Source organism: Bacteroides mucinivorans, assembly GCF_034654355.2.
Lineage (GTDB): Bacteria > Bacteroidota > Bacteroidia > Bacteroidales > Bacteroidaceae > Bacteroides > Bacteroides nordii.
This window is the reverse complement of the sequence record NZ_CP178179.1, coordinates 3,417,627-3,431,832: the sequence shown is the minus strand read 5'-3', so window position 1 is coordinate 3,431,832 and position 14,206 is coordinate 3,417,627. Positions and strand designations below refer to the sequence as shown.

At 38.2% G+C, this 14,206-nt stretch carries 16 protein-coding genes; all 16 read right to left on the bottom strand.

What is annotated here, in order from left to right; all coding sequences use genetic code 11:
* Position 1: 1 nt before the first annotated feature.
* Positions 2 to 1,171 (bottom strand): fimbrillin family protein, encoded by a 1,170-nt coding sequence (locus VCM39_RS13160; protein WP_322932482.1) that lies wholly within the window; start codon positions 1,169 to 1,171, stop codon positions 2 to 4.
* 61 nt (positions 1,172 to 1,232) lie between these two features.
* Positions 1,233 to 2,162 (bottom strand): fimbrillin family protein, encoded by a 930-nt coding sequence (locus VCM39_RS13155; RefSeq protein ID WP_322932483.1) that lies wholly within the window; start codon positions 2,160 to 2,162, stop codon positions 1,233 to 1,235.
* A gap of 30 nt (positions 2,163 to 2,192) precedes the next feature.
* The gene (locus VCM39_RS13150; RefSeq protein WP_413544798.1) at positions 2,193 to 2,972 is read right to left on the bottom strand and encodes a DUF5119 domain-containing protein; all 780 of its coding nucleotides are present in this window, start codon (positions 2,970 to 2,972) and stop codon (positions 2,193 to 2,195) included.
* A 121-nt stretch (positions 2,973 to 3,093) separates the two neighbouring features.
* Complete coding sequence (locus tag VCM39_RS13145; RefSeq protein WP_322932485.1) at positions 3,094 to 4,782, bottom strand: hypothetical protein; 1,689 nt, start codon at positions 4,780 to 4,782, stop codon at positions 3,094 to 3,096.
* A gap of 14 nt (positions 4,783 to 4,796) precedes the next feature.
* Positions 4,797 to 5,330 (bottom strand): DUF3575 domain-containing protein, encoded by a 534-nt coding sequence (locus VCM39_RS13140; RefSeq protein ID WP_322932486.1) that lies wholly within the window; start codon positions 5,328 to 5,330, stop codon positions 4,797 to 4,799.
* An 88-nt stretch (positions 5,331 to 5,418) separates the two neighbouring features.
* Complete coding sequence (locus VCM39_RS13135) at positions 5,419 to 5,850, bottom strand: TraQ conjugal transfer family protein (protein ID WP_322932487.1); 432 nt, start codon at positions 5,848 to 5,850, stop codon at positions 5,419 to 5,421.
* A 74-nt stretch (positions 5,851 to 5,924) separates the two neighbouring features.
* Complete coding sequence (locus VCM39_RS13130) at positions 5,925 to 6,509, bottom strand: conjugal transfer protein TraO (protein ID WP_322932488.1); 585 nt, start codon at positions 6,507 to 6,509, stop codon at positions 5,925 to 5,927.
* On the bottom strand, positions 6,506 to 7,375 hold the full coding sequence (traN, locus tag VCM39_RS13125; protein WP_322932489.1) for a conjugative transposon protein TraN: 870 nt from the start codon (positions 7,373 to 7,375) through the stop codon (positions 6,506 to 6,508). Before traN ends, VCM39_RS13130 begins: the two co-directional genes overlap by 4 nt.
* A gap of 3 nt (positions 7,376 to 7,378) precedes the next feature.
* Entirely contained in the window at positions 7,379 to 8,530 is a 1,152-nt protein-coding gene (gene traM / locus VCM39_RS13120; protein WP_322932490.1) for a conjugative transposon protein TraM, read from the bottom strand.
* 8 nt (positions 8,531 to 8,538) lie between these two features.
* Entirely contained in the window at positions 8,539 to 8,793 is a 255-nt protein-coding gene (locus tag VCM39_RS13115) for a hypothetical protein (RefSeq protein ID WP_322932491.1), read from the bottom strand.
* The gene (gene traK / locus VCM39_RS13110) at positions 8,780 to 9,406 is read right to left on the bottom strand and encodes a conjugative transposon protein TraK (RefSeq protein WP_130062042.1); all 627 of its coding nucleotides are present in this window, start codon (positions 9,404 to 9,406) and stop codon (positions 8,780 to 8,782) included. The genes VCM39_RS13115 and traK overlap by 14 nt, the downstream gene beginning before the upstream one ends.
* Positions 9,407 to 9,411: 5 nt before the next feature.
* Positions 9,412 to 10,473, bottom strand: coding sequence for a hypothetical protein (locus tag VCM39_RS13105; RefSeq protein ID WP_322932492.1), 1,062 nt, complete (start codon positions 10,471 to 10,473; stop codon positions 9,412 to 9,414).
* Positions 10,467 to 11,084, bottom strand: coding sequence for a DUF4141 domain-containing protein (locus tag VCM39_RS13100; protein ID WP_322932493.1), 618 nt, complete (start codon positions 11,082 to 11,084; stop codon positions 10,467 to 10,469). The genes VCM39_RS13105 and VCM39_RS13100 overlap by 7 nt, the downstream gene beginning before the upstream one ends.
* Before the next feature lie 26 nt (positions 11,085 to 11,110).
* On the bottom strand, positions 11,111 to 13,585 hold the full coding sequence (locus VCM39_RS13095) for a TraG family conjugative transposon ATPase (RefSeq protein ID WP_322932494.1): 2,475 nt from the start codon (positions 13,583 to 13,585) through the stop codon (positions 11,111 to 11,113).
* Between the two features lie 2 nt (positions 13,586 to 13,587).
* Positions 13,588 to 13,899: a DUF4133 domain-containing protein gene (locus VCM39_RS13090; protein WP_322932495.1), complete on the bottom strand. Its 312-nt coding sequence runs from the start codon at positions 13,897 to 13,899 to the stop codon at positions 13,588 to 13,590.
* Positions 13,899 to 14,195 (bottom strand): DUF4134 domain-containing protein, encoded by a 297-nt coding sequence (locus tag VCM39_RS13085; protein ID WP_322932496.1) that lies wholly within the window; start codon positions 14,193 to 14,195, stop codon positions 13,899 to 13,901. Before VCM39_RS13085 ends, VCM39_RS13090 begins: the two co-directional genes overlap by 1 nt.
* Positions 14,196 to 14,206: the final 11 nt, after the last annotated feature.

Sequence of the window (14,206 nt, the reverse complement as noted above, 5' to 3'; positions counted from 1 at the left end):
GTTATATTTCAGTATCAATGTTTACCTTTCCTTCCTGCTCTAATGTGATTGTTACAGTTTTGCTACTGCCAGACTGAGTGATTGTTAATGTTGCGTCTTTAAAATTCGTTGTTGTATTCTCAGAAGCAATCACCGAACTTCCAGACACAGAGAATCCGTCAGCGTCAGGTCCGCTTATGTTAGTTGTATAAGTCACATCTTCTACTTCGCTTGTTGGAATACCATTGACTACTTTTGTTCTGGAAGATAAAACGGTGAAAGCCTTCATACCTCCTTTGGAGGAAAAAGTCAGAAAAGTCGGGTTCACTGTTAGTGTATAATTCCAGGTAATGACGTCAGTTGGCAGGTCAAGCGTAAAGCGTGTAATTTTACCCGATTCAACTAATAGATCATCAGTGGACACAAATTTCTTTGTCGCGCCATTTCCTAATGTGAATTGAAATATGTCGTTACCGTTGGAAAATACTATTCCATCCGGAAGAAGTGCCCGGAACAGATATTGAGTTGATGTCTCCGTATAAGCTAGCATACTGACAATCTTCGGTGACAAATTAGAGAATCGCAACATTCCGGTTTGTATATTTCCTTTTTGTTCAACAGCTACGTTTGATATGTTTACATTTGATACAACATCAGTTCCATTCTTATTGACAGCAACTTCCACAAGCCCCATGATGTGTCTAAATGACAGGGATACAGATACATGGCTATTAGAATGTCCTAATTCACTTTTCGCAAACAGATGATCTGAATTTTTATAATTGCTGCCTAAATGTTGCGCTGTACTACTGTTTATTATCAGATCTATAGGATTTGGATTTTCCTGATAGGGATAGTATGCGTAAAAGTCTACTTTCTCGCCTGTCGGGGGATATATTATATCTGACGTACTTACCGGATTGAAGTTTCCGGAATGATATACATACTTTTTGTTGTCTGCAAAATTCCCGTTAGCAAGCAATGTTCCTACGACAGATCCATGACGTTTAACAGCATATATTCCGATAATATCACCTTCTTCAAACGAAGTGTCCGTCGCCCTGGTTGTTTGCTGATCAACAAATAGAAAAGGTGCTGATGGAATTTCTTCTGTTAAAGAAACGCAATCATTGACACAAGAACCGAATGATATGGTTGTCAGAATAGATATTATAACATGAATAAATTTCATATATTTTTCTTTAGTTGGGAGATAGGCCCTATCGAACTATCTCCCTGTTAATATAAACTGATTATTGAATTGTGCCGTTTCCGGAATCACCGTTTCCCCATGGTGTAATAGTTACCGGAGATACTTCAAGTGCTGTACCTTTAATCGTTACAGTATAGGTGTTTTTCTTACCCTGCTCCCATGCAGTTCCTGCGGGTACATTCCATTTATAAACCTGTCCGTCCACAGTAAAGGAAATCACAATGTCTCCAGCCGTTGCAGTTGAAGATGTCGGGATAACCAACATTTTAGGAAATGTACTTTCATTCCATGTTCCTATTGTCTGAGGTAAGTTAGTCGCTTTGGTAACCGGTTCTTTAGATGCGCCTTTTGTGACCGCACCGTTTGTCAGATTCAACTTTCCAGTGGAAATCAAAGAAGTTCCCCCGGTTTTGTTAGCAATACTTATTGCAGTAAGGGAACCAACTCCTGTATAGTTCTCCTTTTTGAAGTCAAACTGTACAAGTGAAAGCGCATGGTTCATTGTGATTGCTGCTCTGGGCTGGCGGTTATTAATGTTCGTAACCGGAGTTGCATACATGTAATCCGTTTGTGACGTATGATCGATGTCTATAGCTGTGCCATCTGTAGCGGCAGCATTCCAGGGATAATAGGCATAAATTGTCGCCATGAGACTTGATAAGTAAACAGGTGTAGCCTGTGTCCAAACTGTTGTAAAGGCGGACTTCACGTTTTTGTTTGAAGCAACACCATTATACGGAGAGTTGACAGCACCTGAACTGACAAATAAACCAATCTCATCACCGGATACAAATGAGTTGATAGGTCTTCCAGTTACGGAACGAGAAGCCACTTCAATATTTGTTGTAACATTCAGCAATGTAGGTTGATCTCCTTGTTCAATTTCGGGAGTTATCACACTGTCATTGCTGCAAGAGCTAACAAAAAACATACTAGCAGCAATAGCCGCAAAAAATAAAAAATTCTTCATAATTGAAATTTTAAAAAGTGAATAAAAAAATTATTGGATAATTATTTGGTTCCATGCTCCCTGTTTCCAGGAAGCAATTTCTACAGTCGTAGACAAAGACGTTATTTTTACATTAACTTCACACTTAAATACATTAGCCGTGAAATTTTCTAGTTCAGCGGTAATATCCACATCCTCGCTTTTGACTTCACCATCGTCAAGTGTGACAGTTACAGACAGTTTCTTTGATATGCTTTCCTCGCCATCTTTAGCCGGATTAACCCCCAGAACAAATAAACTGTGTTGGTAATCTTCTTCCTCTTCTTTCGTATCCCGTTCTAATGGGAAAAATACTGTGGCTTTGCTACGGATCGCTTCTTGCCGGCTCAATGAATAGCCGGTTGCTATTCCGCTTAATGATGCCTCACAAGAAGTGATATTCCCTGTTACGCCTTCCCTTATAATATGTACGATGAAAATCATTTGTTTGACAATAGGTAGGGGAGTTACCAGTTGCTTTACTGTACTTTCAATAGGAACATTTAAACTACTGTTAAAGCCGCAAATCATCGGACATCCATTGACTGCACGAATATTTCCCTCAAAATAGGTAGGAAGGTGCAACTCACCGTTTGTGTAGATATCCAGTCCTGTAGACGTTGTACCTTCTGCCTGGTTATAAATGATCATCTCCGTTTCACCCGCTGGAATATTCTCATAAATTGTATCACCCAGAAGGGCATTCTTTGTATTAAGATTGCCATTGCGATAGAATAACGCTGTCAATGAATCAGGCTTCAAAAGATTGCCCCACATTGATTCCCAATCCATTATTAATTGAACGTTACCAACATAATTACAATCTTCTGAGAATTGGCAGCTTGACATTGTAAGGAGAATGAACAAAAATGCTGTATATGATTTTATTTTTATCATGATAGTTCTTCGTATGTTATAGTTCATCTATTTTTTTATTTAAGTTATATTTGCGTATAAGACGATTAATTTCAGGATCTAATGCTCCCCGATATACTTTAGAACCGTCCAGTTCACATGAATGCAGGAATCTTCTGACCGCTTCTTCCTCTCTTTTAAGTCTTGAACAGAGGATTGCCAACAAATATTCCTGATTGGCGCTTTCCTTTTCTTTTAGCAGGATATCATAAGCTGGTTTATCATATCCCAAACTCATATAGGCTATTGCCGCATTATAGTCTCCATACTCGATCAGAATCGCCAAAGCATCTTTATACTTACGTGCTTTAAGCAGGTCACGGCCCTTTTCGTATAAAGTATCAGGTTCAGTCGTATGAATGGTGTCTTGCGTCATTCCGGATCTATGTAAGTTAAACTGGAAATCAACGACACGCAATGCCGGATAAATGCTATCCCTGATATATTTATATTCAACCGGAAACTTATTCTTTATTTGTAATTCCCTCTTGTCCGGATCAGCTTCATTCGTTATTATTTGCAGGATTGCATCTTTAGATGATATATGGTTATCCATTGCAATTAAATCATATACTCTTTTCCAATCCTCAGCAATCCATTTTGCATTAAAAAGCGTATCAACTCCTTTTTTATCGTCCAGTTTCCTGCCAAAATAGCTTTTAAGAGAGATTGCCCTTCGTTTTGCTAATACTTCATTCAACCTCCAACTGCCTTCAGGAGAAGCGGATGCAGTCATATTGATTGAATCTATAATAAATTCACTGCTCCAGGTTAATTGCTTAATGATGTCCTGAACTTTTGCTATTTCGTTGGCATTGTCATTCAGATTTTCATCTATATTTTCCCGTCCCACCGGAAAGGTGATATGTGCGGAAAAGTTGGCTTCAGCATGGCGCTCAATAATTTTCCGTTTGAATCTGGGAGCGTTATCAAGGAACTGGATCATGCTTGAAACAAAATAGGTGATCGTATCGGATTGAGGAAGAGTATAGGTACTCTTATCAAGAGCAAAGATGTTACCGGTAAGATACAGGTCCATGCTCTTTGATTCATCAGTCGCCACTTCCTGTGTATAGTAGTAATTGAAGTTGTTACCGGCAGATATTACAGTATCTAATCGTGCATCGGTATTATACTGTAAGTTATACTTCCGGTAAAAATAGTCCCAGATTCGGGTGGTATCACGGGTGAAGAAATTGTAACGATCTGCCAGAGTTGAATACATCGCCTCACCTTTTTCTTGAAAAAGGCGGTATATCTCACCGTTGATGGATACATCTTCCAATTCAATCTTTTCACCTGACTTCTCTAGTGTGGGTGTCAGGGTTATCATCCACCGTTTATCTATGAGTGTTTTGGGAACAGTTACAACAAAGTCAAGATTAACCGTGCCAAAGCGCTCCGGGACGGTTTTTGTACGGGCCACAACTGTAACTTCAGACAAAGCTACAGTTACAATATCCTCACCTGTTTTCTCATCCCTGGTTCTTATTTGTTCATCGGAATTCCCATCAGCTTCCTTCACTACTGATTCCTCTTTAATATCAGTATCTGCATTTTTAGTCACCTTTCCCGGCTGATTCACCTGTGGACGATAGTCTGTATTTTCCAGCTTTTGTGTGAGTCGGCAGGAGCAAACCATTATCAGTAAGAGAACTAAATGTATGTATTTATATTTTTTAAACATAATCTCAATATTGATCAGAAGAGATAGACTAAGGAAATACTTGCCTTGCTGGGAATCAAATAAATTTTCTTTTCATTCCCTTGTGGTGCGCCACATGTCTTACACAAGTATTTTGTGTAATCTGACCACAAGACTCCCAATCCGGCTTCAAACTCTAAGTTCCATCTTTTATTAAGTATTTTGCTATATCCATACGAAAGCCCCACTCCGAATCCATAGCCGTCGTAACGGTATTTTGTACCTCCCACATGGAAACGTGAATAGATTGATTGGAAACCGATAAATCCTTGCGAGAATGATTCAAGGAACCAATACCGTGCACCTGGTTCAACTGTTATGTTCTGGAAACGCTTGTTTCTGGAGAATACCCAAGGATTGTAGTTTACAGGCAAATGAAGGGACCAGTTACGGTGAACGGAAATCCCGGCTTCGACATTAAGATTAGTCATCGCCAACCCTAACAGATTGGTTTTTACTGAATAAAATTGAGCATTTGCATTCAGTAACATTGTCAGGGAAATAAATATAAATAACGCTATTTTCTTCATTTTTTTTGTTTTTTTGATGTAGCAGTCCCCTAGACACTTCTATTTCAAAAGTGTCTAATAGTAAAATTCTATAATTTAATGCTGTATTTTAGTCGGCACTCAACTTTATAATAATCTCCTTCTTTTGGTTGAAATTGTCAGCAAATTCAATCTCAATAACATGTTCTCCTTTTTCAGATGGAGTGTAGTTGATCCGTAATGTGCCACTTTGAATTTCATACAAAATATTATCAATTAAAGGAGTATTGTCGTCACTACGTAACTGGCCAGTGCCTTTTCTCAGAAAGTAGTTGACTTTATAATGTGTATCACTATAATTTCCTTCACTATCAATAAAGAACACAAGATTTACTGGTACGCCAACTTTTACATCAGTTCTGTATTTTTGTATTCTGATGTTGTAGTCAAAATCTTGTTTAATAGTGACATCCTCGTTGCATGAGACTAACAAACATAGGGATAATATAAGCATATTAGCATGGACTATGTTTTTAAGTATTTGTTTCTTAATTGTTTTCATTGTCTTCTGAGCTTAATAATTAATAAATTATTTACCGCAATAATTAATTCTTTAAATAATGAATTAATGTATTACTATTTTAGTACATATTTAAGTCCAATGCCTATTTGATTATGAAAGGTCCCGACATCAGACCCCCATAGAGAACGTTCCCTGACATTCAGGAGAATTGCAATACGGTCCGTCAGATATGCCTCTATCTCAAAACTAATCGCTCCACCATAGATAAATCGGTCACGATTTGTTATAAGAGAGCCGTCAGATAGAGTTTTACTTCCCCAATTTATTGTTTCATACCCTGCTAAAGCAGAGAATCCTAATGAGAAAAAGAAATTCTTTCTTCTATCTGAGAGAAAGTTAATGTAATATCCACCTTCACCTGTCATCTGACTGACCGGAAGTTGAAAATTATTTATCTCGCTTTCAGAATTTAAAAACTCAGCTCCAAAAAGCCATCTATTTCCACTTCGGGTATATTTTGAATAGGCAATGCCTGCATGATACCCCGCAAAGGTCCAATCACCATCTGTTACACCTCCCGTTACTTGTATCGCCTTTTGTCCTGGAAGATAGCGTTGTGCGCATATTTCCTCCTGTGACAATAGCAAGCAGCAAATAGCTATAATAGCCGTAACTAAACTTCTTTTTCTACTTTTCATAAGATCACTTTTTTGATTGGTTTAGCATTGATGATGTCGGATGGCAGGATGTCGAAATTCAGATGTCGTCCACCGTTCTTTTCCGCAATGGACACTACCATTTTCTTATCGGCAGATATTGTAAATTTATTGAATGCTATAATAGTATGATACTGTTTATCAACGATGATTTTAGCCAGTACGCTTCCATTAAATTCACGAACAACATAAAGTGGCAATTCCTGACTTGCCTGCTTTCTGAAACTTTTCCGGTCTGCTATGTAGAATTTCATATAGTCAATATCGTAACTCACATTTGACTTGTTTTTCAAATTCAAATGAAAGTAGATGATGTCATTATGCACATACACGCCTTTAATGGTAGCCTCAATTCTTCCATTTCGCTGGCCGATATTTTTAACTTCCCTCTTATTTTCTTTATAAAGGGATCTCATTATTAAATCAAGCATTACCGGTGATTCTCCGTTGATCTCTGATAATTTGATGTCCTGTATATTTGTTGGTCTGTCCTTAGCCAACAGAGAATGCATTGACTTCATTTCATAATATTGTTGTGCAGGCTGTTCCTTGTAGTTTGCCTGAAATAACCAAAAGCTACCATCTTCACAAATTACACTAAAGTTCGTCTGTTCACTAAATCCACGTACAGCAGCCTTTACACGGAGTACGTTTTCAGCTCCGTCAGCTTTTCCCGCTATTATATAATTAGATCCTAAATCAACATATGTGACTTTTGAAGGGAAAGAGATATGGATCGTTTTTATGAATCCGACTTCCACCTGATAGGGTATAGTCTCTAAGGTTTTAGCAAAACAGAAAGATGCGATGAGCAGCATCATTGATAATAAACTAATTTTTTTGTTCATGACTTATTTCTTTTTAGGTAACAACAATACTTGATAATTTTCTTTAAGAGTAACTTTCACAACACGCATTTTTTTTGAAAGATACTGACTGCCTCCGGAGATGAGCCCACGTGTAACATCCATTGCTATTTGTTGCCCGGCTGATGTTGCGAAAGATATAGATGATCCCAAAGAACTTCCCGCATTTGCCGTAATTTCTTTAGCAGCATTTAATTCTTCACTGCCCGGGCAATAGATCCCAGCCGAACCGTCTGTATCATATACTGTCATTGCTACCGGAATGATGCTACCTCCATATTCCAGACTATTGATAAGAATATCCAGTCTGTCCTTTTGTAATTTTGCTACTCCTGAAATAACATGTCCGGGAGGAAGTACCACAGAACCGGCACGCAAAGATTCCAATAACCTCAGTTTCACCCTTTGGCCATCCACTAACGTTTGTTCCTGATGAATACAAGCCCTTATAGTATTTGCTCCCATTTCATATCCAACACCGACAGGGGTATTGAAACCGTGTTGGTATTCTTTTTCTGATTTAGGATCTTCATCTGATAAAGTAGAAACTGCATTCTCTGTTAAAGCGGATACATGCTTTGCATCATCACTGAAGAAATCATCTTTAAGTTTCACCGGAGCAGTTTCTTTTTCTTGTCTATTCTTGAGTTTCGCCTGCTCAATCATTTGTGTAGCCTGTTCTTGTTGCATACGCACTTCCGCTTCACGTTGCTGGTATTCCATTTTAGCCACTTTCTTTTCCAGTTCCTGTTTCTCTTTTACCAAATTATTATATTCTTCGTCAGCTGACATTGCTGCATAAATATCCCTAACCTGGTTATCTGCATTCTTCACATCCCGGAATATATCTTCTTCAACCGCAGATGGCTTTCGGCTGGTTTCCCGTATTGTGTCAGAAGTGAGATCATACATCTCATTAAAACTTCGTATCGTATTATTTTTGTTGTCATGCTTAGAATATGCCATTCGCTTGGAATCAACAATAGGTTTGCTCGTTCCGTCCGGTAAGTCTGTTTTAAAGCTTCCTGCATCGTCTTTTTGATCCGAAGACGGTGCGAAGATAAAATACAAGATAACTGCAAAGATTATGACAGCTACACTGTACACGATCATCTTTTCTTTTTGTTCCTTCTTCATAAGTCCTGTTATTTAGAAATATTGTTATACACATTATTAACACTCTCATTAATTACTCCGGAATCCATATCGGTAATATGGTAGATCGAACTAAATAGTAGATAGATAGCATAGACCAAAAATATAAGTAGGATTAAGCCTAATACCAGGCGTTTGTATTCTTCTTTAATATTATCTATCTTTCTCCTTATTTTTAAGTTGTAGCCTTCTTTATGCTCAACTTGTTCTATTTCCTTTTTAGTTGGGGAATTATCCTCTGTCATATTCTCGTATGTTTTTGTTTTCTATTACAGTGAATTTCTCTATGATAAAGCCGTGTGGTGAATTATCACTACGCACAGAGTTTCTTAATTGGCAGGTTGTTATTAGTGTCCGCTCCGTTACATTGCTTTCTCTGATAATCAACTGCCTTGCAAAAGTTTGTACTGCGTAAGGGTAGTGGTTGAAATCGCACTTTATACTGTCAATTTCAAGGATCTGAGAGGCGTTAGCTGCAATCAAGCGGTTATAGTATCCTTTCTCCATCATATCGCTATAATACCGATATGCACTTTTATCCGAGAGCTGTAATGCCCTGTCCACATTTGACACAATTGCTGATTTATCAGGAGATAGAGTGAACATCAACTCATGGAACCGTCTTACATGTTCCCGTGCTTCAACCGGCCTGTTCTGTGCCATATCCTGAGATAACGCCAGCATCAGGGATTTACCCTGGTCCAACACATATATTTTAGAACGTTGCTCCTCTGCATAATCAAACGCTTTCCAGATGGCAAATCCGGTCAGCAGTGTACACATGACACAAAATACCAGCATGAACATCCGGATTCGCTGAAAACTGCTTTCTATATTCTCTAATGATTTAAAATTCATTTTCCTTACTTTTTAAATGAACGGTTAATCATACCGCTTGCTGATGCGGCATCACTTGCTTTCTTAAAGCTGGTACCAGCGTTTCCCGCCTGAGCACCTATCGCCGCAGCTCCGACACCGCCAACTTTTCCTGCATGATTAGTCATGTTACGTGAATATGATCCCGTACCGCCACTTTGTACAATCCAGCCAGCAATTGTAGGTATGGATAATAATCCATAAACAGCAACTATAGATATCAAAATATGAAGCACTCCTTCTAGTCCGACTCCTTCTTCCAGAGAAGCCATTTGTCCTTGCAGGGAGATTAACTGAACACGGGACATCATAGCACTGAATAAGTCAGTTATGGGGACCCACAAAGAAATGCTCAGATATCGTGCCAACCATGCTGAAATCGAATTTTCAAACGCAGGAAAACAACCCGCAGCAAAAGCCAATGGTCCGAATATTGCTAATATTATCAGAAAAAAAGTACTGATTACGGCAAGGCCCATACTTACAGCTTCAACCAGCCATTGCAAGAGAAAAGACAGAATATCTGTTATATAGGACATTATAACTGTCGTAAACGATGCTTTTTTTGCTTTAGCTAAAGTCTGCATCTGCATTTCCTGCTCTTCTGGTGTAGGCTTATTCTCTTCGTCAAAAACTCCTTTAGGACTTGCCTGCTCCATGTAAAACAGAACTTCCTCCTTTGTCAATGGCTTTTCTTCTATGCGCTTATCTACAATCTGCTGCAATTCTTTTGTTGTTTCAATCTGGCTTTTTGCAATATTAGAAGCAACTGTACTGACGGGATTCATTACTCCATCCAATATCCCAATCACCAGTGGAGTAAAGAGGCTTATACAAAGTGCGATTGCCAAAGGCTTAAGGAATGCTACATAGTCAATAGGTTCGGCTTGTGCCATAGAGGTTAGGATTTTGGACGTAATTGACCATAATACTCCTAAGAGAGCTATAGCCATAGCCAATTTTCCCATATCGTCACATAAAGGAAGCATTTGCTCCTTTAATTTAGTCAACACATCTGTGTCGAATAGAATTGTTAATGCTGTTACCATTGCCTACCGCTAAATTCTTTCAACATTTTTTTTTGTTTGCTTTTTCGCTCTGCATTTTCAGCAAGCATGCTCATTTCCAATTGGCTGAGTTTCAAATCAGAATAGGAACTATAGATGTTTGAATAATAGTGATCTATTCTGTCCATCCGTTCTTTGTCAGACATAGATAATCCGTTTCCTACAATTTTAGTAAGTTCCTTCAGTTCTTCAGTCGCCAGGCGAATGCTCCTGTTATACCGCCTCATATAAGTATCGATATCTCGTGCTGAAAGACGCGGATCAGAGGTGAATTTAGTAAAATCCTTTATGAACATTTCAGACATGTCACTCACCATCTGAATACTTCTTCCTACCTTTTTGGTTTGTTTAATGAAATCCTTTGCTGTTAACAGAGCATCGTAATACTTTTTGTTCTCCTGGTATAAGGCTTGTGCCTGTTGAAACACTTTTAGGGTTTCTCCTGTTGTTTTCGATACAGCGGAGATATTATTTCCCATGTTAATAATACCCTGTGCCAAATTACTCGGATCAATGACCGCCCATTGTGCGTAAGTACTGAAATGAACAGTACAAAACAATGCTAATAACATCCATTTCTTTAAGTTTCTCATATCGTTTGAATTTAAAAATTACTGACTCAGTTCTTTTTTTTATTATGAGCTATTTGCTTTATAGCACTTTCAAGATCTCCACCGTTTCTTTTTACTATATCGTACAGTTCGACCTTTTCACTTTGTTCTGTTGTATACGCCAGATATTCTTCTTCACTGACTTCTACATCATACACTTTTGAATGATTGCCATTGCCCAATCCAATCCAGATCTGACGATATTTACGTGCAGGGTCCAATGATCTTCCGACAGTATATATCTGAGCCTTTTCTTTATCAGTAAGTCCAAAAACATCCTGGATTTCATCAAACTTATTAAGGTTTTTACTTTGATCCAGTAAAATTTTGCAATCACTGTTAGCGATGATAGTCTTTTTGACAATCGGAGAGGATATCAAGTCATCTAGTTCCTGTGAAACTACAATTATTTCTCCGAACTGTTTTCTGACTGTTTTAAACAGATAGTGTACATACGTAGCCATACTTTCACTAGCGATAGCTTTCCAGGCTTCTTCCAGCAATAACACTTTCCGGATTCCATCTAATCTTCTCACTTTATTCAAATATGCCTCCATGATGACCAGTGTTACGATTGGAAATAGTACCTTATTTTCTTTCACGGCATCAATTTCAAAGACTATGAATCGCTTATGCAGTAGATCAAGTTCCATATTTGAATTCAGCAGATAATCATATTGCCCGCCTTTGTAATATGGGAGAAGAACATAAAGAAAGTTTTCCAGGTCAAATTCTTTTTCACGGACACTTTTTAATTCATTTTTTCCGTAATCATCCCTCATAAATTCATAGAAAGTATTAAAAGAAGGAATATACTTTCCGGATTTTACACATTCTATGTATTTCGCTAAAGCAGATGAGATCGTAGTATCTTCAGATACATCAGCCTCTTTCCCTCTCTTCCACAGTTGTAGGATAATTGTTTTCAAAGTCTCTTTTTTATCCTCTGAATAAAATCCATCATCTGTATAAAAAGGATTAAAAGAAATAGGCGCATCTTCTTTATAGGTGAAATACACGCCATCTTTTCCTTTTGTCTGAGCTTGTATCAGATTGGAAATTCCCTGATAACTATTACCCATATCCACCAGAACGATGTGTGCCTGCTGATCGTAGTATTGCCGGATTATATAATTCATAAAGAAGGATTTTCCACTCCCGGAAGGACCCAACACGAACTTGTTACGGTTGGAAATTATTCCTTTTTCCCTAGGATAATCAGAAATATCCACATGGACTGGTTTAGCCGTTAGCGGATCGACCAATTTAAACCCAAAGGGAGACGGTGAGCTTAAATAGGATGTTTCTCCGGAAAAGAAGCATAATGCATGCTCCGGAAATGTAAGAAACCTTTCCTCACTTGGGAAGTCTCCTTCAGCCCCCGGACACGCAGCAAAGAAAAGGGTCGGCACATCAATTGTATTATATCTTGGCTTGCAGTCCATTAATGAAATCTGACTTCCTACTTCGTTCTTTATTTTATCCAATTCTCCGGAATTATTGCTCCAGCTGATCACATTGAAATGAGCATAGCACGGGGTGAGCTTGAAATTCTCTGCCGCATTAAGGTAATCATTGACTAAATCACTGTTTATAGAGTTGGCACGTGAAAAACGATGAAAGCTAAACATATGTTTGGCTTTAGTTTCCAGCATCTTCTTTATGTTTTCACTTTTTTCTATAAATATGTATTGGTTATACATATGATTATAAGTAAGTAAAACCGTTAACGGACTGGAATATGAAAGCATACAATCATTGCGGTCTGTACTTAACTTGGCAAACCTTGATTCTGTCTTTACGCTTGGAGGTAGGTCATCAAGGTTGGACAAAGTATGCAGGCATAATTCATTATCCCCAATAAACATCTTATTGTCTTTGAGTATAAAATCTTGTAATATGTCTGTTTTACATAAAGAGAAATGCTTTTGCAGGATGCCGTCTTCACATATATACTCATCATTATGGATGAGTTCCAGTCCTATAAAACCACTTTCGTTAACTATACTCTGGAATTGTCCGACGGTTTCCAGAAAACGCTTTTTAGTTTCACCATTTATTTCCTTGGGAATAATATTTCCCTTTACAAGTGAATTGAATGAGCTTTGCCTGCGCATCTGCTCTCTGGATGTTTTAGTCAGGAACAAATAACATGTATGACGAACAAAAGGTCGCTCATTAAAATGCAATTCAAAAGATTTGCTCAAAAAAGTAAGATCATCCTGGTTCACATTAGGAACATAATTCTCTTTTATTATCCAATCCTGCTTATGCACAATCGTATAATCAGGAAGCAGGAGTACTGCTTTCAGCCATGAAGCATGTATGGACTCGTATTCCATACTTCCAACCGTGAATATTTCGGGTAGTGTTACCTTAAACCCCACCGTAATATCTCCTTGTTTGGATATTATACAGTTATCTTCAACAGAAAGTAGGGGAAATACACTTTCAAGAGTCGTTATTTTTCCAGCGTTATACATCTTTATTTACTTAATATATGAGCTATTATTTTTCTGTTCGATAGGAAATGATAGCGAGAGAAACTAGCCTGAAGTTTTGTCAGACCCGACTCTCCCATATGAGTATTCATCCATCGGCTACCACGGATTAAAGCAAATGCACAGATTCCTATCAGGGAAACGACTAACCAGACCGAAGTATTCAATGCCAGCAAAATAGTAGATAAAAAGAACAATCCAATAGCTCCTAAAGCTACCAATACGATGTATTGACCTTTCAGCCCCCAGAACTCAATAGATTTATCTACTCCTTTATTTACCAGGTATTCAGCCATTACTGGAAGAATGATTTTAATACTGTACCTACCACTACCAGAAAGATACATCCACCAAACCACATACCGGCTGATTTACCGGCATCCGGATCTCCGCCTTGTATCTTGCCATATATCTTAACGCCACCGATCAGCCCGCATATTGCACCAATCGCATAGATCAGTTTTACTGCCGGATCAAAATATCCGGTAATCATACTTGTTGCTTCTTCCAAGCCGGCTTTGCCGCCATCTTGTGCCATTGCTAGTTCGACTTGTGCCAACACCATAATACACAAAGTCAATAATTTTTTCATTTGTTTTTTCA

What these genes read in the sequence shown, in the direction of transcription:
- VCM39_RS13160 (WP_322932482.1), bottom strand. Translation starts at nt 1,171, where the DNA reads ATGAAATTTATTCATGTTATAATATCTATTCTGACAACCATATCATTC.
- VCM39_RS13155 (WP_322932483.1), bottom strand. Translation starts at nt 2,162, where the DNA reads ATGAAGAATTTTTTATTTTTTGCGGCTATTGCTGCTAGTATGTTTTTT.
- VCM39_RS13150 (WP_413544798.1), bottom strand. Translation starts at nt 2,972, where the DNA reads ATGGATTGGGAATCAATGTGGGGCAATCTTTTGAAGCCTGATTCATTG.
- VCM39_RS13145 (WP_322932485.1), bottom strand. Translation starts at nt 4,782, where the DNA reads ATGTTTAAAAAATATAAATACATACATTTAGTTCTCTTACTGATAATG.
- VCM39_RS13140 (WP_322932486.1), bottom strand. Translation starts at nt 5,330, where the DNA reads ATGAAGAAAATAGCGTTATTTATATTTATTTCCCTGACAATGTTACTG.
- VCM39_RS13135 (WP_322932487.1), bottom strand. Translation starts at nt 5,850, where the DNA reads ATGAAAACAATTAAGAAACAAATACTTAAAAACATAGTCCATGCTAAT.
- VCM39_RS13130 (WP_322932488.1), bottom strand. Translation starts at nt 6,509, where the DNA reads ATGAAAAGTAGAAAAAGAAGTTTAGTTACGGCTATTATAGCTATTTGC.
- traN (WP_322932489.1), bottom strand. Translation starts at nt 7,375, where the DNA reads ATGAACAAAAAAATTAGTTTATTATCAATGATGCTGCTCATCGCATCT.
- traM (WP_322932490.1), bottom strand. Translation starts at nt 8,530, where the DNA reads ATGAAGAAGGAACAAAAAGAAAAGATGATCGTGTACAGTGTAGCTGTC.
- VCM39_RS13115 (WP_322932491.1), bottom strand. Translation starts at nt 8,793, where the DNA reads ATGACAGAGGATAATTCCCCAACTAAAAAGGAAATAGAACAAGTTGAG.
- traK (WP_130062042.1), bottom strand. Translation starts at nt 9,406, where the DNA reads ATGAATTTTAAATCATTAGAGAATATAGAAAGCAGTTTTCAGCGAATC.
- VCM39_RS13105 (WP_322932492.1), bottom strand. Translation starts at nt 10,473, where the DNA reads ATGGTAACAGCATTAACAATTCTATTCGACACAGATGTGTTGACTAAA.
- VCM39_RS13100 (WP_322932493.1), bottom strand. Translation starts at nt 11,084, where the DNA reads ATGAGAAACTTAAAGAAATGGATGTTATTAGCATTGTTTTGTACTGTT.
- VCM39_RS13095 (WP_322932494.1), bottom strand. Translation starts at nt 13,585, where the DNA reads ATGTATAACGCTGGAAAAATAACGACTCTTGAAAGTGTATTTCCCCTA.
- VCM39_RS13090 (WP_322932495.1), bottom strand. Translation starts at nt 13,899, where the DNA reads ATGGCTGAATACCTGGTAAATAAAGGAGTAGATAAATCTATTGAGTTC.
- VCM39_RS13085 (WP_322932496.1), bottom strand. Translation starts at nt 14,195, where the DNA reads ATGAAAAAATTATTGACTTTGTGTATTATGGTGTTGGCACAAGTCGAA.